At 74.2% G+C, this 19,337-nt stretch carries 15 protein-coding genes; 6 read left to right on the top strand and 9 right to left on the bottom strand.

Annotated features, from left to right (window positions below; genetic code table 11):
* Positions 1 to 149: 149 nt before the first annotated feature.
* On the bottom strand, positions 150 to 350 hold the full coding sequence (locus AB0O36_RS31795) for a hypothetical protein (RefSeq protein WP_365116153.1): 201 nt from the start codon (positions 348 to 350) through the stop codon (positions 150 to 152).
* Positions 351 to 507: 157 nt separating this feature from the next.
* Positions 508 to 3,570 (bottom strand): BTAD domain-containing putative transcriptional regulator, encoded by a 3,063-nt coding sequence (locus tag AB0O36_RS31790; protein ID WP_365116151.1) that lies wholly within the window; start codon positions 3,568 to 3,570, stop codon positions 508 to 510.
* Between the two features lie 173 nt (positions 3,571 to 3,743).
* Between AB0O36_RS31790 and AB0O36_RS31785 the strand changes: the two genes are divergently transcribed.
* A complete protein-coding gene (locus tag AB0O36_RS31785) occupies positions 3,744 to 4,979 on the top strand; it encodes an amidohydrolase family protein (RefSeq protein WP_365116148.1) in 1,236 nt (411 codons plus the stop codon).
* Between the two features lie 96 nt (positions 4,980 to 5,075).
* On the opposite strand, the gene AB0O36_RS31780 is transcribed toward AB0O36_RS31785, so the two are convergent.
* The 7 genes from AB0O36_RS31780 to AB0O36_RS31750 all read right to left on the bottom strand — a co-directional run bounded on the left by AB0O36_RS31780 (position 5,076) and on the right by AB0O36_RS31750 (position 13,641).
* Positions 5,076 to 7,526 (bottom strand): protein kinase, encoded by a 2,451-nt coding sequence (locus tag AB0O36_RS31780; protein WP_365116146.1) that lies wholly within the window; start codon positions 7,524 to 7,526, stop codon positions 5,076 to 5,078.
* 216 nt (positions 7,527 to 7,742) lie between these two features.
* Positions 7,743 to 9,152, bottom strand: coding sequence for an oxygenase MpaB family protein (locus tag AB0O36_RS31775; protein ID WP_365116144.1), 1,410 nt, complete (start codon positions 9,150 to 9,152; stop codon positions 7,743 to 7,745).
* A 200-nt stretch (positions 9,153 to 9,352) separates the two neighbouring features.
* Positions 9,353 to 9,799, bottom strand: a complete 447-nt coding sequence (locus AB0O36_RS31770; protein WP_365116142.1) for an NUDIX domain-containing protein — start codon at positions 9,797 to 9,799, stop codon at positions 9,353 to 9,355.
* 128 nt (positions 9,800 to 9,927) lie between these two features.
* Positions 9,928 to 11,199 (bottom strand): ABC transporter permease, encoded by a 1,272-nt coding sequence (locus AB0O36_RS31765; RefSeq protein ID WP_365116139.1) that lies wholly within the window; start codon positions 11,197 to 11,199, stop codon positions 9,928 to 9,930.
* Entirely contained in the window at positions 11,199 to 11,906 is a 708-nt protein-coding gene (locus tag AB0O36_RS31760) for an ABC transporter ATP-binding protein (RefSeq protein WP_365116137.1), read from the bottom strand. Before AB0O36_RS31760 ends, AB0O36_RS31765 begins: the two co-directional genes overlap by 1 nt.
* Positions 11,903 to 13,051 (bottom strand): peptidoglycan-binding protein, encoded by a 1,149-nt coding sequence (locus tag AB0O36_RS31755; RefSeq protein WP_365116135.1) that lies wholly within the window; start codon positions 13,049 to 13,051, stop codon positions 11,903 to 11,905. Before AB0O36_RS31755 ends, AB0O36_RS31760 begins: the two co-directional genes overlap by 4 nt.
* On the bottom strand, positions 13,036 to 13,641 hold the full coding sequence (locus AB0O36_RS31750; protein ID WP_365116133.1) for a hypothetical protein: 606 nt from the start codon (positions 13,639 to 13,641) through the stop codon (positions 13,036 to 13,038). The genes AB0O36_RS31755 and AB0O36_RS31750 overlap by 16 nt, the downstream gene beginning before the upstream one ends.
* A 91-nt stretch (positions 13,642 to 13,732) precedes the next feature.
* On the opposite strand from AB0O36_RS31750, the gene AB0O36_RS31745 reads away from it, so the two are divergent.
* The 5 genes from AB0O36_RS31745 to AB0O36_RS31725 all read left to right on the top strand — a co-directional run bounded on the left by AB0O36_RS31745 (position 13,733) and on the right by AB0O36_RS31725 (position 18,932).
* The gene (locus AB0O36_RS31745; RefSeq protein WP_365116130.1) at positions 13,733 to 14,413 is read left to right on the top strand and encodes a response regulator transcription factor; all 681 of its coding nucleotides are present in this window, start codon (positions 13,733 to 13,735) and stop codon (positions 14,411 to 14,413) included.
* Between the two features lie 161 nt (positions 14,414 to 14,574).
* Positions 14,575 to 15,864, top strand: a complete 1,290-nt coding sequence (locus tag AB0O36_RS31740; protein ID WP_365116198.1) for an ATP-binding protein — start codon at positions 14,575 to 14,577, stop codon at positions 15,862 to 15,864.
* A 97-nt stretch (positions 15,865 to 15,961) separates the two neighbouring features.
* A complete protein-coding gene (locus AB0O36_RS31735; RefSeq protein ID WP_365116127.1) occupies positions 15,962 to 16,909 on the top strand; it encodes a TIGR03619 family F420-dependent LLM class oxidoreductase in 948 nt (315 codons plus the stop codon).
* Positions 16,910 to 16,927: 18 nt separating this feature from the next.
* Positions 16,928 to 17,716 (top strand): glucose 1-dehydrogenase, encoded by a 789-nt coding sequence (locus AB0O36_RS31730; RefSeq protein ID WP_365116124.1) that lies wholly within the window; start codon positions 16,928 to 16,930, stop codon positions 17,714 to 17,716.
* 94 nt (positions 17,717 to 17,810) lie between these two features.
* On the top strand, positions 17,811 to 18,932 hold the full coding sequence (locus tag AB0O36_RS31725; RefSeq protein WP_365116122.1) for an LLM class flavin-dependent oxidoreductase: 1,122 nt from the start codon (positions 17,811 to 17,813) through the stop codon (positions 18,930 to 18,932).
* Positions 18,933 to 19,337: the final 405 nt, after the last annotated feature.

Here is a 19,337-nt window from a genome sequence, read left to right as displayed (position 1 = left end):
ATGCGGCGGCCGCGGTGGCTCCCCCTCCGGGCCACCGCGGCCGCCGTTCCCCCGTACCACCCGGTCGGTCCTCGTCCCCCGACTGACCTCCGGGCTTTCCCCCTGTGGTTCCCCCGTACCCCCCGTGCCCCGTGCGGGACAGCCGTGTCCTACGGGCGCGGGCCCGTGGCGTGGTTGTCCAGCGTGCGGAGCTCGTCTGCGGCGACGGCGCCGGTGCCCGCGGCCGGGGCGGTTCCCGTGCCGGCGCCCGTGGCCGGCTCGTCCAGCGGCTTGATCTCGACGCCCGTGGCGTGGTTGTCGAGCGTCTCGATGTCGCCGTTCTCCGGCGTCACGTTCTCGGTCGTCGTCATCGTCACTCCTGATTGGGCGGGGCTGGGCCTTACCCGTTCGGCGATTCCCCCGCGGACCGCCGAACGGGCCTTCACCTCGACCCGCTTGCCCCCCGGCGCGGCGAGTCGATGCATTCATCATGTAGGACGGCGATAAACGAACGATGAACGCCCCCGTTCACGCCGCCAGTTCGGATGCGAGCAGCGCCCTGACCTCGGAGAGTTCGGACGAGCCGAGCTGTTCGAAGACGATCTCCGCGTCCATCCAGCAGGCCCGCGCCCGGTCCCGCTGCCCCATCCGGTGCAGCGCTCGGCCGAGCACCATCACCACACAGGCCCGCCGCCACTCGCCGCCCATCACCCGCAGGGCGATGGCCTGTTCGGCGTGCGAGGCGGCCAGGGTGGCCCGTCCTGCGGCCAGGTGGGCCTCGGCGATCCGGTAGTGGGTGATCCCCTCCCACAGCGGCTGCCGGTTGTCGTGGAACAGGGCCAGCGCGGCGGTCAGCTGGTCGAGGGCCTCCACGGGCCGGCCGGCCTGGACGAGCACGATGCCCAGCGCGTAGCGGCCGTTGGCCAGGCGCAGGGTCAGGCCCATCCGGTCGTAGATGCCGATGCCCTCCCCGGCCAGCTCTATGGCGCTGGACAGCCGGCCCAGTGCCGCGTGGATCCGGGACAGGTTGCACAGTGCGCTGGCCTCGCCGACCTTGTTGCCGTCGGCCCGGAAGGCGTCGATGGCCTCCAGCAGGTGCCGTTCGCCGTCCGCGTGCCGGCCCTCGTAGAGGGCGATGATGCCGCGGTCGTTGGCCGCCCAGCAGCTGGACAGCGCGTCGCCGGTGCCGCGGGCGAGCAGTCCGGCCCGCCGGGCCTCGTCGTCGGCCTCGGTGAACCGGCCGGCGACCAGGTGCACATTGGTCAGGATGGTCCGGGCCCGGCCCTCTGCGTAGGGGTCGCCGGATGCCCGGGCCGCCTCGCACAGCGATTCGGCCGCGGAGGCGTACTGCTTGGAGTTCGCCCCGGATTCCAGCAGGTCCTTGGCGGCCAGCAGCAGGTCGGCGGCGCGCCGGAGTGCGCCCACCTCCGCGCCGGTCCGCGCGGCCGCCTGCCGTACGCAGGCCAGCAGCGGGTTCGCCTCGGCGTACAGCCAGTCCAGTGCCGTGTGCCGGTCGGTGAACTCCAGCCCGGGGTAGCGGGTCGGGGCCAGGTGGGCGACGAGGCGGTCGCCGGGGCGTTCCAGCGCGTACACGGCGGCGGCGGTCGCCAGGTAGAAGTCGAGGAGCCGGGAGAGGGCGGAGTCGCGCTCGGCCGGGGGCTGCTCGTCGCGTTCGGCGCAGGCACGCGCGTAGAGGCGTACGAGGTCGTGGAAGCGGTAGCGGCCGGGCGCGGCGGACTCCAGCAGGGAGCAGTCGACCAGGGTCTCCAGGAGGTCCTCGGCCTCGTACTCGGGCAGGTCCAGTACGGCCGCGGCGGCGCGCAGCGAGATGTCCGGGCCGTCGGCGAGGCCGAGCAGCCGGAAGGCGCGCTGCTGGGCGGGTTCGAGCTGGCCGTAGCCGAGTTCGAAGGTGGCCTTCACGGCGAGGTCACCGGCCTGCAGCTCGTCCAGGCGGCGGCGTTCGTCGGCGAGTTTGGCGGCGAGCACGGAGACGGTCCAGGTGCGGCGCGCGGCCAGTCGGGAGGCGGCGATGCGGATCGCCAGAGGCAGGAAGCCGCAGGCGCCGACCACGTCCAGGGCGGCCTGGCGTTCGTGCCCGACCCGTTCCGTGCCGACGATGCGGGTGAACAGCTGGAGGGCTTCCTCGGGGGACATCACGTCGAGGTCGACGAGGTGTGCTCCGGCGAGGCCGGCCATGCGGACCCGGCTGGTGACGAGGGCGGCGCAGCCGTTGGTGCCGGGCAGCAGGGGCCGGACCTGGGCGGCGTCGCGGGCGTTGTCGAGGAGGACCAGGACGCGGCGGCCGTCGAGGGTGGAGCGGTAGAGCGCGGCCCGTTCGGCGGCCGAGTCGGGGATGGCGGTGTCGGGGGTGCCCAGGGCGCGCAGGAAGGACCCGAGGACGGCGGCGGGTTCGGCCGGGCGGGGGTCGGTGCCCTGGAGGTCGACGTAGAGCTGTCCGTCGGGGAAGTGCGGGCGGGCGGCGTGCGCGACGTGCACGGCGAGGGTGGTCTTGCCGACGCCGCCGATGCCGGCGACCGCCGAGACGGCCATGACCTGGCCCTCGGCGCCGGCGCCGGACAGCACCTCGGAGAGCTCGTCGACGAAGGCGGTCCGGCCGGTGAAGTCGGACACGGTGGCGGGCAGCTGGGCGGGCCGGACCTGGACGGGCGCGGCGGCCGGGGCGGGTTCGGCGGAGCGGGCGAGTTCGGCGTCACCGCGCAGGATCCGCTGCTGCAGGGCGGCGAGTTCGGGGCCGGGGTCCACGCCGAGTTCGTCGGCGAGGAGGCGCCGGGTGTCGGCGTACACGGCGAGGGCCTCGGCCTGCCGTCCGCTGCGGTAGAGGGCGAGCATGAGGAGCTCGCGGAGGCGTTCGCGCAGCGGGTGGGCGGCGGTGAGGGCGGTGAGCTCGGAGACGGCCTCGGCGTGCTGGCCGGTCTCCAGGTCCAGGTCGAGCCGGTTTTCGAGCAGGGTCAGGCGCCATTCGCTGAGCCGGGTGCGTTCGGTCTCGGCGTACGGGCCGGGGACGCCGGCCAGCGGTTCGCCGTCCCAGAGCTGCAGGGCGCGGCCGAGCAGGGTGCGGGCGGTGGACCGGTCGCCGCCGGCCCGTGCCGTCTCGGCGTCGCCGGCGAGGCTGCGGGCCACCCCGAGGTCGAGGGCGGCGAGGGTGCCCAGGCGGATGGCGTAGCCGCCGGACTCGCTGACCAGGAGGCCGGGGTCGAGGATCTTGCGGAGCCGGGAGGCGTAGGTCCGGATGGTCGCCAGGGCCTGCGGCGGGGGGTCCTCGCCCCAGATGGCGTCGATGAGTTCGGGGGCGGTGGCGGTACGGCCGTCGCGCAGCAGCAGGGCGGCGAGCAGGGCGCGCTGCTGCGGGCTGCCGGAGGCGAGGGGTTCGGTCCCGCGCCAGGCGCGGATGGGGCCGAGCACGGCGAACCGGGAGCCGGTGGAGGCGGTTCCGGTCCCGGGTGCGCTGTCCCTGCCTACGGCGCCCGCGGCGCCTGCGGTGCGTGCGGTGCTCGCGGTGCCTGCGGTGCCCGGGGCGCTTCCCGTGCCTGCCGTGCCTGCCGTGTTTCCGGCGCCTGCCGTCCCTTCCATGTGTCTCCCCCTCCCTGGGCCTGGCCGGTGGCGGTCGTGTTCGAGCGGATGTGGAGTGCAACGGTCAGTCTGCCCTGTTTGGGGCGAGCGCGGCAGCCCGCCAGGGCCCTGCTGTGTACCGAGCACGTCCCAACTAGCTGACGGTTCGTCAGATCAACGCTACCGTGGAGGACATGGAGACCTTCCCGAAGATCATCTCGGTGGACGACCACACGGTTGAACCTCCTCACGTCTGGCGGGACCGGCTCCCGTCCAAATACCGCGACAGCGGCCCGCGCATCGTGCGCGCCCCCCTGAAGGAAATGACCTTCCTGGGCGGCAAGTTCGCTCCCGTGATGGGCGCCAAGGGGGACGACGGGCCGATCGGCGACTGGTGGGTCTACGAGGACCTGCACCGCCCGCTCACCCGGCTGGACACCGCCGTCGGCTACGACCGCGACGAGATCCGGCTGGAGGTCATCACCTACGAGCAGATGCGCCCGGGCTCCTTCTCCGTCCCCGACCGCCTCGCCGACATGGACGTCAACCACGTCCAGTCCGCCCTCTGCTTCCCCACCTTCCCGCGCTTCTGCGGCCAGACCTTCACCGAGGCCAAGGACCGCGAGCTCGGACTGCTCGGCGTACGGGCGTACAACGACTGGATGGTGGACGAGTGGTGCGGCCCCCAGGCGCAGGGCCGGCTGATCCCGCTGACCCTGATCCCGCTCTGGGACGCCGAACTGGCCGCGGCGGAGGTGCGCCGGAACGCGGCGCGCGGCGTCCGCGCGGTCGCCTTCTCGGAGATCCCGCCGCACCTGGGGCTGCCGTCGATCCACACCGACGAGTGGGACCCCTTCCTCCGGGCGTGCGACGAGACCGGCACCGTCATCGCCATGCACATCGGGTCCTCCTCGCGGATGCCCTCGACCTCCGCCGACGCCCCGCCGGCGGTCGGCTCCACGATCACCTTCGCCAACTGCTGCTTCTCGATGGTGGACTGGCTGATGAGCGGCAAGTTCGAACGCTTCCCGAACCTGCGGATCATGTACGCGGAGGGCCAGATCGGCTGGATCCCGTACATCCTGGAGCGGGCCGACGTGGTGTGGGAGGAGAACCGGGCCTGGGGCGGGGTGGCCGACAAGGTCACGCGCCCGCCGTCGGAGCTGTTCGCCGAGCACGTCTTCGGCTGCTTCTTCGACGACGCCTTCGGCCTGCGGAACCTGGACGCGATCGGCGTGGGCAACGTCCTCTACGAGACGGACTACCCGCACTCGGACTCCACCTGGCCCAAGTCCCGCGAGGTCGGCGAGGCCCAGATGGGGCACCTCCCGGCGGAGGACGTGCAGCGCATCGTGCGGGGCAACGCGATCTCGCTGCTGGGACTGACCGAGGACGGGCTCTGGGCGGGACCGGGCGGCGCGGGGGCGTAGGGGCGGAGGGGTTGTAGGGGTGTAGGGGTGTAGGAGCGCGAGGAGGTTTCGCCCGGGGCGGGGCCGAGTGTCCCCGTGGAGTCCGGCCGGCTGCGGCTAGAGCGGCCGCGGCTCCACCGAGGCCCAGCCCGTGCCCGACGGGGCGAAGACCGCTCCGCCGGCCACCAGGAACTCCGCCGGGCCGTCGGACCACGCCTGCGCGGGGACGCCGAAGCGCTTGACGGCCTTGTGCGCCGCCAGGTCGATGACGCGCCCCTCCGCCCCGCACCGCACGTACGCGAGGCCGTCCGTCACCACCAGCGCGTTCGCCTGCTCGGGCCGGTCCGGCGCGGCACACGCCTCCGGCAGCGGCACCCGCCACAGGCTGCCGCCGGAGTCCTGGTTGAGCTCCATGAAGGCCGGCTCCCCGCTGATCGAGGCGGCCATGAAGTACACCTTCCCCGCGGCTGCGGCGAGTCCGGAGAGGGCGTGGCTGCCGAACGGGATGTCCACCGCCGCGTTCTCCTCCGCGTCCACGCGCAGCACGCCCGGCCCGGTCTCCTTGTGGCACAGGAGCACGGTCCGCCGCGTGCCGCCGGACGGCGAGGTCACCGCCGGACCGCCGGGCGCGCACGGGCCGGGCAGGTCGGCGCGGCCGGCTCCCGGGCCGCCCCCGGCGTCCACCGACCTGACGGAGCTGTAGAAGCCCGTGTCGTCGGCCAGGGCCTGGCCTTCGAGGAAGACCCGCCCGCCGAGCACCCGCACCGCGGGGTATCCGTTCTGGGACACCTCGGGGGCACCGGCCAGCGCCCGTACGCGGCCGGCCGCCACGTCCAGCGCCACCGGGGTCCCGTTCTGGCCGACGGCGTAGGCGCGGTCGCCGTCCGCGACGAGCCCGCGCAGCACCGAGCCGGCCGCGGCGGCCGCCGAGAGGGGCCTGGGCCAGCGGCTCTTCCCGTCGGACAGGGCGAAGCCCTGGAAACCCCCGCGGCCGGCCACCACCACGGTGTCCCTGACCACGGCGGGGCTCTCGGCCATCAGTACATCGGCCCGGACCGACCACCTGACCCCGCCGGTCGCCGCGTCGAGCCGGGTGAGGGTGCCGGCGCCGCCGGTGGCCTGCGAGGTGCACAGCAGGGACGAGGCGGCGTACACGCACCGGCCCAGCCCCTGGGCGCCGTTCCAGGGCCGCCAGCCGGCCGGGCGGCGGTCCCGGGAGTCCGCGTAGGCGCGGGTGCCGGCCGGGCTGCCGCCGTCCGTCGCGACGTAGGCGGGGAGCGCGGCTGCGGCGGCGGCGCCGCCGGTCTTCCCCGGCGTGGCGGTGGAGGCCCGGCCCGGGTTGCCCTCGGCATGGCCCTCGGCGGTGAACGGCACGCCCAGACCGAAGTAGAGCCCGGCCCCCGCGAGCAGGGCCGCGGCGGTGGCACCCGCCAGGACCGTGCGCCGGCGGGAACGGCGGCGGGGGCGCGCGGCCGGGGCGGTCGGGTCGGCCGGGTCGTGCGCACCACCCGGTTCGCGCGGGGCGCGGGGAGCGGAGGGGACCAGGGCGCCCGGCGCGGTCGGCTCGGCCGGGGCGACCGGGTCGGTCGGGGCCGTCGGCGGGCCGCTGGGGTGGGTCTCGACGCCGGCACCGGACGCCGACCCGGTCCCGGACGCCGACCCGGTCCCGGATGCCGACCCGGGGCCGGATGCCGACCCGGGGCCGGGGGCGGAGGCGGGCCCGTCCCCTTCCGGGAGGCCGTCCGCGGGCAGTTCCCACTCCGCCGGGCCGGCGGCGGTGAACGCCGCCAGGAGCTCGTCCGGACGCGGCCGGTCCGCGGGGTCCTTGGCCAGACACCACTCCACGGCCCGGCGCAGGGACCCGGACAGCGGCCCCAGCTCCGGCGGGTCCGACACCACCCGGTAGGCGGTCATGTAGTGGGAGTGGTCGTCGAAGGGACCGCGGCCGGTCGTCGCGAACACCAGCACCGACCCGAGGGAGAACACGTCCGAGGCGGGGGTCACCCGGCCCGGCGCCGACAGCTGCTCGGGGGACATGTACGGCGGGGTGCCGAGGATCTGCCCGGTCGCGGTGAGCGTCTGGTGTCCGGCGGCCCGCGAGATGCCGAAGTCGATGACCCGGGGCCCGTCCTCGGTCAGCATGACGTTGTCCGGCTTGAGGTCGCGGTGCACCACCCCCGTGGTGTGCAGCTCCCGCAGCGCCTCCACCAGCCCCACCGCCAGCATCCGCAGTTCCCCGCCGGACAGCGGGCCGCCCTCCCGCACCCGGGCGCGCAGGGTGCTGCCGGGCACCAGCAGGGTCGCCATCCAGGGGCGCTCGGCGTCCGGGTCGGCGTCCAGTACGGGCGCGGTGAAGGCGCCGCTGACCCGGCGGGCCGCGGCGACCTCCTGCCGGAACCGGGTGCGGAACTCGGAGTCGTCCGCGAACTGCTGGTGCACCAGCTTCACGGCGACCATCCGGCCGGAGGCCGACCGGGCCGAGTAGACCGTCCCCATACCGCCCGAACCCAGCCGGTCGATCAGGACGTACCCGCCGATCGAGCGCGGATCGCCGTCCCGCAGTGCCATCGCCGTCGTCCCCCCGCGCCTGTGCCGTGGGCCGTGCCGGGCCCGGCGGCAGCCTATCCGGCCTGCGCCGGGCGGGCCGGACCGGAGACCCGTGGCACGGGACCCGGTGCCGGGCGGGCGGGGATGCGTGTGCCCGGCACCGGGCGGTCCGGTGACGCCCCGGCGCGTGCGCCCCCGGGGTGGGGCGGCTTCGGGGTGGGGCGGCTTCGGGCCGGCTCAGGGGCGGCCCAGCAGTGCCGCGCCGGCGACCGTGTCCGTCCGGGCGGTGAAGTAGTCGGTGAACGCGGCCGTGAACTCCTCCTCGCTGATCCGCCCGTCGCCGTCGCGGTCCAGCTGCCGGAAGCCGTCGTTGAGCTCGGCCGGGTGGACGCGGGAACCGCCGAACAGGGTGCGGTACTCGTCCGCGCACAGATGGCCGCTCGCATCGGTGTCGGCGGCCCGGAACAGCGCGCGCATCGCCGGTGCCAGGCCCCGTTCCAGGTAGCCCGGGTCCCCGTCGATGCCGGCGAGCATCGCGGACACGAACTCGGTGCACTCCACCGAGCCGTCGCCGTCCGCGTCCATGGCCGCGCACAGCTGCTTCCACCAGGTCTCGAAGGCGGCGTAGAGGCGGTCCTCGCGCTCGACGGGCAGCTCCAGCTGCCAGCACACGTTGTGCACCATGGCCTGGAGGTCGGCGGAGTCGACGCGGCCGTCGCCGGTCTGGTCCAGCACCTGCCGGAAGAACGCCGCCAGCCGCTCCGGACGGGAGTCGGCCGTACGGGGCTTCGGCAGACGGGCCGCCGCGGACGGGCGGCCGGCGGTACGGCCGTCCTCCGCGCCGTGGCTGCGGTAGCGCAGGTGGTCCGGCAGCCGGGTCATGATCTGCCGCGCGCCGCGGTGCAGCGTCCACGACAGGGCGGCGGCGGTACGGGTGCGGGGCATGCCGAACCGCCCGTGCCAGGCGGGGGGAAGGTCGGCGACGGTGAGGTTGGTGAGCACGGCTGCGACGATCACGCGCAGCAGCGGCCAGGCGGGCCGGAGCCGGCCGAGCCGCCGCGGCGCCGGGGCCTCGCGGAGCATGTCGAAGAGCAGGTGCCGGGCCACCTCACCGCATTCGAGGACCTCGCGGACGGTCCGGTCGACGTACGCCGGCACGTCGGCGGCGGTGGCGGGGAGGGCCTCCTCGGGGATGCCGAGGGCGTCGCAGACCGCTTTGAACTCGGTGTACAGCGCGTCCCGTGCGGCCGGCTTCAGGGGATCCCCGGACAGCTCGCCCATGGCCGTCATGGCCTCGTACAGGGTCACCATCACCCAGGCGCGGACCTCCGGGTCCTCGGCGGAGTACGGGCGCCCGGCGTCGTCGGTGCCGCGGATCCGGCGGTGGGTGCGCTCCAGTCGGGCGATCTCGCGCTGCCGGTCCTCCGGGGTGGAGAAGAACAGTCGGCGGCCGCTGTCCATGGTGTGCTCGATGCGCCGCCAGGGGTGGCCCCGGTAGGTGGAGTAACGGCTCATGCCGGCCGCGACGGCGGGGTGTGCGGCCTGGAGCACGAGCAGCCGCCAGGCCACCAGCCCGATGCGCCGTTCACCGAGGGTCCGGCGAAGGGGGCTGTCGGGCGCGGCGATCGATGGCGTCGTGGGTGTCACGTGGTGCTCCTGGGGCTGTTGGGTCCGGCAGCACCTACAACGCCACCACCACCCCTGCGGGGCGGAACCAGGCCGATGATCACCCTGACGTGCGTCCGTACGAACTCCCGCGCGGACGGCGGTGCTCGGCTCCGCCCGAGGCGTGACGCCCTCGCCTCGGGCGGAGCCGGCGCCTGCGCGCCCGCACGGCGGCGGAGGCGTCAGCCGACCAGGCCCAGGTCGACCGGGCCCCGGTCCGCCGGGGCGGCCAGGAGGGCCGGGAGTCCCGGCGGCCAGGTCGGCTCCGTGAGCGCCGCGAGGGCCGGCCGGTCCAGCCAGCGCCATGTGCCGCGCCCCTTCTCCTTCTTCTTCGGGGGCCGGGCGGGCCCGGAGGTGACGTAGATGTGCTCGTGCTGCCGCACCGGCACGCCCTCGTGCGTGAAGTCGTGCTCCCACGTGCAGAGCAGCCGCTGCGGCGCGAGGTCCGTCCAGCCGGTCTCCTCGCGCAGCTCCCGTACGACGGTCTCCTCCGGGCTCTCGCCGGGATCGATGCCGCCGCCGGGCGGGAGCCAGTGGATGCCGACCTCGACGTTGTTCTCGCGGAAGAGGAACACCGAGCCGGTGGGGGACAGGATCACAACGCGGGCGGCCCGCCTGGGAGTTCGCATCGGATCAGCGTACGACGAGAACCCCGCCCCGACCTGGGATTTTCCCGGACCGGGCCTCCGGGCCGGAGGCCCGGTCCGGGGAGGGTCCGGCCGGGTCCGGCCCGTGGGCGAACGCCCCGCCCGCCCCGCTACGCCGCCGCCAGTGCCAGCGTCGGGGACAGCCGGGCCGCGCGGACCGCAGGGTAGAGGCCCGCCAGGGTGCCGATCGCCAGGGTCGCCGCGAAGCCGCCGCCCACCGACCACGGCGGCACCACCCACGGCAGGTCCCCGGTCCGGGCGTAGACGCCCGTGACCGCCGCGCCGAGCGCGACCCCCGCCAGCCCGCCCAGGCCGGACAGCAGCAGGGACTCCGTCACGAACTGGATCCGGACCTGCCCCTTCGTCGCGCCCAGCGACCTCCGCAGCCCGATCTCGTGCCGTCGCTCCAGCACCGAGATGATCATGGTGTTGGCCACGCCCACCCCGCCGACCAGCAGTGCGATCCCGCCCAGCCCCAGCAGCAGGGTGCTGAACGCACCCTCCGTCGCCGCCTTCGCCTTGAGCGCCGCCGAGGGGTCCGTCACCGCGACCGAGTGCGGCGACTGCGGGTTGGCGGCTCGCGGGACCAGCTCGCGTACGGCCGCCACCGCCTCGTCCGCCGACCGCTCGTAGATCGCGGTCGGATACCCGTCGAACCCCAGGAGGCCACGGGCGGCCTCCCAGCCCACCAGTGCCGAGCGCTCGATCTCCGGCGCCAGCGGCACCGGCCCCAGGACGCCCACCACCGTGAAGTGCCGGCCCCCGATGAAGACCTGCTGCCCGGGCGCCGTGATGCCCAGCCGGCGGGCCGCCACGTCGCCCAGCACCACCGACGGGTAGCGGCCGGTGGCCGCGTTCAGCCAGGTGCCCCGGGCCACCTCGGCCCGGAGGGTGCCCAGCAGGTCGTCCCGTACGGCCTGCACCAAGATCCCGCCGGTCTCCTCCTTGGGGATGTGCTCGCTGCGCCGCACCGAGTGCTTCACCGTGCCGGTCGTGCCGACCGACCGCACGCCCTCGACCCGGGAGACCATGCCCGGCGCCTCGGCCGGCAGCCGGGTGTCCTGACCGGAGAACATCGACTGCCCGGGCGTGATCACCAGGACGTCGGTGCCCAGCCGGTCCAGTTCGCGGAGCAGTTTCGCCTGGCTGGAGGAGGAGATGCCGACGACCGCGATCATCGTCGCGATGCCGATGGCGATGCCCAGGGCGGAGAGGACGACCCGTACCGGGCGCGACCGCAGTCCGGCCGAGCCGACGTGCAGCACGTCGCGCGGGCGGAGCCGGGGCGGTCTGAGTGCCGTACGGGCGCGCTTGCGGACGCGCGCACCGGCTCCCGTACCGGCTCCGGCACCGGATTGCGCACCGGATCGCGTACGGGGCATCACGCGGCCCCCGCCTGCCGGGCGGCGGCCGACCCGTCCGCGACGACCCGGCCGTCCCGGACCCGTACGGACCGGGGCAGGCTCGCCGCGATCTCCTGGTCGTGGGTGATCACGGCGATGGTCGCGCCCTCCCGGTTGAGCCCGTGCAGGAGTTCCATGACGGACTCCCCGGACGCCGTGTCCAGCGCGCCGGTGGGCTCGTCCGCGAGCAGCAGGTCGGGTTCGCCCGCCACCGCGCGGGCGATGGCCACGCGCTGCTTCTGACCGCCGGAGAGCTCGTGCGGTCGGTGGTCCATCCGGTCGCCGAGCCCGACCCGGTCCAGGGCCTCCTCGGCCCGCCGCCGGCGCTCGCCGCGCGACAGCCCCGAATACAGCAGGCCCTCGGCCACGTTGGCGCGGGCGCTGATGCCCGGCACCAGGTGGAAGGACTGGAAGACGAAGCCGACGTGCCGGGACCGCAGGGCGGACAGGGACCGGTCGGAGAGCGCGGCCACGTCGTGTCCGGCGATGACCACCCGGCCGGCGGTGGGCCGGTCCAGGGTGCCGACGATGTGCAGGAGGGTGGACTTGCCGGAGCCTGACGGGCCGACGATGGCGAGGAGTTCGCCGGCGGCGACGGTGAGGTCGACACCGCGGAGGGCCGTGACCCCGCCCGGGTACTCCTTGGTCACCCCGGTCAGTTCGACCACCGGGTGGGTGTGCGTCATGTCTGCGGGACCCCCACTTCCATGCCTTCCTTCAGGCCGTCGCCGGTGACCTCGACCCGGCCGTCGCCGAACATGCCGAGCCCGACCTTCACCTCGCGGACCGTGCCGTGTTCGACCACCTGGACGCCGAAGCCGCCGCCGGTGAGGGCCAGCAGGGCGTTGACCGGCACGGACAGGACGCCCCGGCGGATCTCGCCGGTCAGCCGCACCGAGACCGGGGACCGGTCGGGCGCCTTGACCGCGGCCGGGTCGTCGAAGACGACGGAGACCTCGATCTTCGCCTTCCCGTCGCCGCCGCCACCGCCCCCGCCGCTTCCGGCTCCGCCCCCGCCGCTGCCGCCGGAGCCGCTCCCGTCGTCCGGGTTCGCGGCCGCGCCGACCGTGTCGACGCGGCCCGCGGCCGTACCGCCGCCCGGCAGCGACACCGACACCCGGTCACCCGCCTTGACGGTGCCCGCCTGCGCCGCGTCCAGCGAGAAGCGGACGATCCGGTCGGTGCCGGTCACGGCCAGGACCGGGCGGTTCGGTCCCGGCTCGTCGCCGACGGCCGCCTCCGCCTTGCCGATCCTCTGGGGTCCGGCGGCGAAGGCGAGGTCCTCGCGGGCGACCTCGCCGGTCTGCTTCATGCCGTGGGCCTTCTGCCAGCGCTTGACGGCGGTGACCGTGCCCTCGGTGAACCTGCCGTCCTCCGGGTCCAGCCCGGTCCCGTGGCCGAGCGCCCGCAGGCTCCGCTTCAGCTGCTTGACGTCCTCCCCCTTGTCGCCGGCCTTCAGCGCCCGGTACATGGGGACGGAGCCGTACATCAGGCGCACCGGGCGGCCGTTGAGCTCGTAGAGCTTCCCGTCCCGCTCGACCGACGTGCCCTCGGGCGCGAGCCAGGTCAGGACGCCGGGGCCGGCCGAGTTGAGCCGCCGCTCCCCGGAACGGCCGAGGACGCCGTCCACCTGCACACTGCTGCCGAGGTCCCCGCGTACGACGGGGGCCGTGGCCGGGGGCAGCCCGTCGGCGGAACGCGCGTTGCGCGCGTCGGCGTCCTGCGTACGGCCGTCGAGTACGAGACAGCCGCCGCCGGTGACGGCCAGCAGCACCGCCACCCCGGCCGTGATCCAGGAGGTGCCGCGCCGCCGGGTCACGGGTTCTCGCACTTCTTGGTGGCTTCCTCGAACGCCTTCTCCTGCCCCTTGGGTATCTCGTTGGCGGCGGTCATCCCGCCCTCCCACTTCGGGTCGGGGAGGTTGATCCCGTTCTTGCGCATGCACTGGACCCACTTGAGCTGCTGGTCCTTCTGCTCCTGGGTGGGGCCGCCGTTCGCTCCGGCGCCCTTCATGCCGCAGGCCTCCATGGCCTTCTGCATCTTCTGCGGGTCGGCGTCGCCGCCCAGGGTCATGGCCCGCGGGTCCTGGCCGGGCTGCGGGTCGGGGGCGTCGATCCCCTGCTTGCGCAGGCACCGGCGCAGCTTGAGGGCGTCGTCGGCGGCCTTCCCGGCGTCACTGCCGGAGCCGCCTGAGGCACCGGAGCCGCCTGAGGCGGTGCCGTCCGCCGACGTGTCCTTCCCGTCGCCCTTCCCGCCCGCGCAGGCGGTCAGGGAGAGGGCCAGCGCGGTCAGCAGCGCGGCCGCGGCCATCGTCGCGGTCGTGCTCTTGCTCCTGGCCCCGGCCGTGCTCCCGGTCGTGGCCGTCGTGGCCGTGTGCCCGGCCGTGGTCGTGGTCTCGGTCGTGGTGAGGGATCGGTCCATGCGCCCGAGCCTGCGCCGGAACCGGGTTTCGTTTCCTTCACAGCCTCCGCTTACAACGGCGAAACCCCGGTCTCCGGTAGAGATGGAGCCCATGCGGGTTCTGGTGGTGGAGGACGAGGAATTCCTCCGGGAGATGATTGCCGAAGGGCTGCGCCGCGACGCGATCGCCGTCGACGAGGCGTCCGACGGCCTGGAGGCACTGCGCCGGCTCGGGCTCGGCGAGTACGACGTCCTGGTCCTCGACCGGGACCTGCCCGGTCTGCACGGCGACGAGGTGTGCCGACAGGTCGTACGGGACGGCCTGCTCACCCGCGTGCTGATGCTGACCGCCTCCGGCACCGTCCGGGACCGGGTGGCCGGGCTCGGCCTGGGCGCCGACGACTACCTCACCAAGCCGTTCGCGTACGACGAGCTGCTCGCCCGCGTCCTGGCCCTCGGCCGGCGCGCCCGCCCGGCCCTCCCGCCGGTGCTTGAACGGGCGGGGATCGCGGTGGACACGGCGGCCCGCTCGGCCGCCCGGGACGGGCGCCGGCTCGCCCTGTCCCGCAAGGAGTTCGCCGTACTGGAGGCGCTGCTCCGGGCGGACGGCGCGGTGGTCAGCAACGAGGACCTGATCGAGCAGGTGTGGGAGCAGGACACCAGCTACCGGACGAACGCGGTCCGGGTCACCCTCAGCAAGCTGCGCGCCAAGCTGGGCGAGCCGCAGCTGATCGAGACGGTGCCGGGCGCGGGCTACCGAATGGCCCGGCCGGACCGTCAGGACCCCCGGTGACGCCCCTCCGGATCCCTGGTACGACCTGCCTGACCCGGCTGACCCGGCTGACCCGGCTGACCCGGCTGACCCGGCTGACCCGTCTCGCCAGTCCGGCCCGTCTCGCCCGTCTCGCCCGTCCGACCCGTCCGACTCGTCTCACGCGTCTCGCCCGTCTGGCCCTGCCGCGCAGCGAACGCGGACGTCTCACCGCCCTCTGCGGCTCCCTGCTGGTGCTCGCGGGCGGCGGCCTGGTCGTGCTGGTCAACGTACTGCTGCGGAAAGGGCTGTTCGCGAGCATCAACGGCGCCCTCGCCACCACCGTCGCCCTGCCCGGCAGCGGCGACGGACTGCGCGACGGACTGCGCGAGGGGCTCAAGGCGGCGGTCCCGGCCGAACGCATGGTGCCCGCCGGCCGCGCCGCCGACTTCTCGCCCGAGCAGCTGGAGCAGTACCGGATCACCCAGCCCCTCTCGCTGGCCGCCGAACGGGCGACCCTGCACAACCTGCTGATCGTCTCCCTGGCCGCCCTCGCCGTGTTCGCGGTCCTGTCCGTGTGGCTGGCCTGGTGGATGGCCGGACGGGTGCTGCGCCCGGTCGGCGTGATCACCGAGACGGCCCGCCGGCTGTCCGGGGAGAACCTGCACGAACGGATCGGGCTGCAGGCGCCGCCCGGGGAGCTGAAGCGGCTGGCGGACACCTTCGACGGGATGCTCGACCGGATGGAACACCTGGTGTCGGCCCAGCGGCGGTTCGCGGCGAACGCGGCGCACGAGCTGCGCACCCCGCTGGCCGTGCAGCGGTCCGCGGCGGAGATCGGGCTGGCGGGAGATCCGCCGCCGGAGAAGGTGGCCCGGATCCGGGCCAAGCTGATCGACACGGCCGCGGCCAGCGAGCACCTGATCGAGTCGCTCCTGCTGCTGGCGGTCTCGGAGGAGGGCCCGTCCGCCACGGAGGAGGTGGACCTGGCGGAACTGACGGACGCGGCGGCGGACGGACTGGCCGAAGCGGGCGGGCGGGAAGCGGACTCCGCACCCCGTCCGACCGTGCGGCGGGATCTCGCCCCGCTGCCGGTGACGGGCGACCGGCAGCTGCTGGGGCACCTCGTGGGCAACCTCCTCGGCAACGCGGTCCGGCACAACCGGCCCGGCGGCCGCATCACGCTCAGCACCTCCGCCACCGGTCTGCTGACCGTCTCCAACACGGGTGCGGTGATCGCCCCGGCGGAGGTACCGGCGCTCCTGGAGCCCTTCCGGCGCCGCGCGGAACGCCGTCACCTGCCCGGCGAGGGAGCGGGACTGGGGTTGTCCATCGTGGCGTCGATCGCCCGCGCGCACGGTGCGGAGCTGTCGGCGGAGGCCAATCCGGCGCCGGGCGGCGGCCTCACCGTGCGCGTGCGCTTCCCGGCGGCCTCCCCCCGCCCGGGCTCCGCAGCCCGCTCCGCACCCCGCTCCGCCCCACCCCTTGCCTGACGGACAGTCAGCCACGACGATGACCACCAGCCGATCGATGTGACGGATCGTCAGATCGATTGGTTCGTGGGCATCGTCGTCTGCTGAAGGGGTCGTCATGGGGCGCGTGTTTCCGGAGGGGCGGCTGGTCTACGGGATGCAGCTCCCGGTGCAGTCGCAGAGCACCATCTACGCCGAGCCCTGGGAGGCGTCGGCCACCGCGACCGACCTCGCCGAGGTCGCCCGCGCCGCCGACCGGGCCGGGTTCGGCTACCTGGCGTCCTGCGACCACGTGGCCATCCCGCGGCGGCTCGCCGCCGCCATGAGCACCGTCTGGTACGACCCGGTCGCCACCCTGTCCTTCCTGGCCGGGGTGACGGAGTGCGTGCGCCTGCTCAGCCACGTGGCGATCGTGGCCCTGCGGCACCCGCTGATCAGCGCGAAGCAGTACGCGACCCTCGACCACCTCTCGAACGGGCGGCTGATCCTCGGCGTCGGCGCCGGGCACGTACAGGAGGAGTTCGAGGTCCTCGGGGCCGACTTCGAGCGGCGCGGGGCCGTACTGGACGAGGTGCTGGACGCGTTGCGCGTGGCGCTGGGTCCCGAGGAGTTCCCCGAGTTCGAGGGGGAGTTCTTCCGCTTCCAGGGGCTCGGCCAGCTGCCCCGGCCGGCCCAGGAGCGGATCCCGGTGTGGGTGGGCGGCTCCTCGCCGGCCGCCGTCCGGCGGGCCGCCGTGCGCGGGGACGGCTGGCTGCCGCAGGGCGACCCGCGGGACCGGCTCCCCGCCAGGATCGCCCGCATCCGCGAGCTGCGGGAGGCCGCCGGCATCACCGACCCGGTCGAGATCGGGGCGATCACCGAGGCCCTGTACGTCGGCGAACCCGGCTGGGAGACCGGCCGCCGCACCCTGACCGGCAAGCCGGAGCGGCTGGCCGAGTCCCTGCGCGCGTACGCGGCGCTGGGCGTGGACCAGATCCAGGTGCGCTTCCGCAGCCGGGACCGGTCCGAGCTCTGCGACCAGATCACCGCCTTCGGGGCCGAGGTGGGCCCCTTGCTGAACGACTGAGGGTGAAGGAGAAGGGCAATGGGGAAACTGGACGGGCGCGTCGTCATCGTCACCGGGGCGGCGCGCGGCCAGGGCGAGCAGGAGGCCCGGCTGTTCGCCGCCGAGGGCGCGAAGGTGCTGCTCGGGGACGTGCTGGACGAGCAGGGCGCACAGGTCGCCAAGGACATAGGGGAGGCGAACGCCCGGTACGTACGGCTGGACGTGAGCCGTGAGGAGGACTGGGCGGCCGCGGTGGCGGCGGCGAAGGAGGCGTTCGGCGGCCGGATCGACGGCCTGGTCAACAACGCGGGCATCCTGCGCTTCAACGAGCTGGTGAACACGCCGCTGGCGGAATTCCAGCAGATCGTGCAGGTCAACCAGGTGGGGGCGTTCCTGGGGATCAAGAACGTGGCCCCGGAGATCGAGGCGGCGGGGGGCGGCACCATCGTCAACACCTCCTCCTACACCGGGCTGACCGGGATGGCCTTCGTCGGGTCGTACGCCGCGACGAAGGCGGCGATCGTCGGCCTGACCCGGGTCGCCGCGCTGGAGCTGGCGGCCAGGAACATCCGGGTCAACGCGATGTGCCCGGGCGCGGTGGACACCCCGATGGCCAATCCGGCGCTGCTGGACCCGGACGGGCCGTCGGCCGAGGCGACGGAGGCGATGGCGGAGCTCTACCGGAAGGTGGTTCCGCTGGGGCGGGCCGGCCTGCCGGCCGAGGTGGCCCGCCTGGCCCTCTTCCTGACCAGCGAGGACTCCTCGTACATCACGGGCCAGCCCTTCGTCATCGACGGTGGCTGGATGGCCGGGGTCAGCATTCTCTGACGCAGTGTCAGCTATTGACGCGGCACCCCGTGGATGGAACAGTCGAACCCATCGATCTGACGATGCGTCAGAAAGCAAAGGACGGTGAACTCCCTTGGAATTCGGCATCTTTGTGCAGGGATACGTGCCCGAGGCGCGGTCCAAGGTCGACCCCGAGGCAGAGCACAAGGCGCTGATCGAGGAGACCGAGTACGTCATCCAGGCCGACAAGTCCGGCTTCAAGTACGCCTGGGCCTCCGAGCACCACTTCCTGGAGGAGTACTCGCACCTGTCGGCGAACGAGGTGTTCCTCGGGTACCTCGCCCACGCCACCGAGCGCATCCACCTCGGCTCCGGCATCTTCAACCCGCTCGCCCAGGTCAACCACCCGGTCAAGGTGGCCGAGAAGGTCGCCATGCTCGACCACCTCTCCAAGGGGCGCTTCGAGTTCGGCACCGGCCGCGGCGCGGGCAGCCACGAGATCCTCGGCTTCCTCCCCGGCATCACGGACATGAACCACACCAAGGAGATCTGGGAGGAGACCATCGCGGAGTTCCCCAAGATGTTCCTCCAGGAGGAATACGAGGGGTTCCAGGGCAAGCACTGGTCGCTGCCCCCGCGCAAGATCTTCCCCAAGCCGTACGGCAAGGCCCACCCGGCCATGTGGTACGCGGCCGGCTCGCCCTCCTCGTACGCCATGGCCGCGAAGAAGGGCCTCGGCGTCCTCGGCTTCAGCGTCCAGAAGGTCTCCGACATGGAGTGGGTGCTGGAGCAGTACAAGACGGCGATCCGGGAGGCCAAGGCCGTCGGCGCGTTCGTCAACGACAACGTCATGGTCACCTCGACGGCGATCTGCGCCGAGACCCACGACAAGGCGGTCGAGATCGCCGTCAACGCCGGGATGAACCGCTTCCAGTCGCTGGTCTTCCGCTACCACGACACCTTCCCGCGGCCCGAGGCGATCCCGCAGTGGCCCGAGACGCTCCCCGAGTACAACGCGGAGATCATCGAGCTCCTCATCGCCGAGGAACTGATGATCTGCGGCGACCCGTCCGAGGTCCTCGCCCAGTGCAAGCGCTGGGAGCAGGCCGGTGCGGACCAGCTCTCCTTCGGCCTTCCGACCGGGGTCTCGCAGGAGGACACGATGAACACCATCAAGCTCATCGGTGAGCACGTGATCCCGAAGATCGACACCGATCCGGTCCACCGGACGACCCGCTTCCGCGATTCGGCGTAGTCGGCACGGGCTCCGGTGCTCTGCCCGCCGGGCGGCGGCTTCGGCGGAGCCCTGCGGAACGGCTGCCCACACCGCAGCTGCCAGGGGCGCGGGGAACTGCGCGACCGGCCCACCACCGGCCCGCAGGCGAAGGCACGGGGCCCGGGGCGGAGCCCCGGTTTCGGGAAAGGGCGGGGTGGGGGAAATCCCGGTCCGCGTGAACGGGGACGGCGTCTTCCCGGACCGCCGTCCCGAACCGGCCCCGGCCGGAGGTCAGACCGGGGCCGCGGCCGGCCCGGCCGCCCCCGGCCGGGGCACACGCACGCGGTGCGACCGCACACGGCCAGGCGGCCACGCGGCCAGGCGGCCACGCGGCCAGGCGGCCACACGGCCAGGCGGCCACGCGGCCACGCGGCCGTGAGACAG

This window comes from Streptomyces sp. NPDC089799, from assembly GCF_040684755.1.
GTDB lineage: Bacteria > Actinomycetota > Actinomycetes > Streptomycetales > Streptomycetaceae > Streptomyces.
This window is presented reverse-complemented; position numbering and strand designations above follow the sequence as displayed.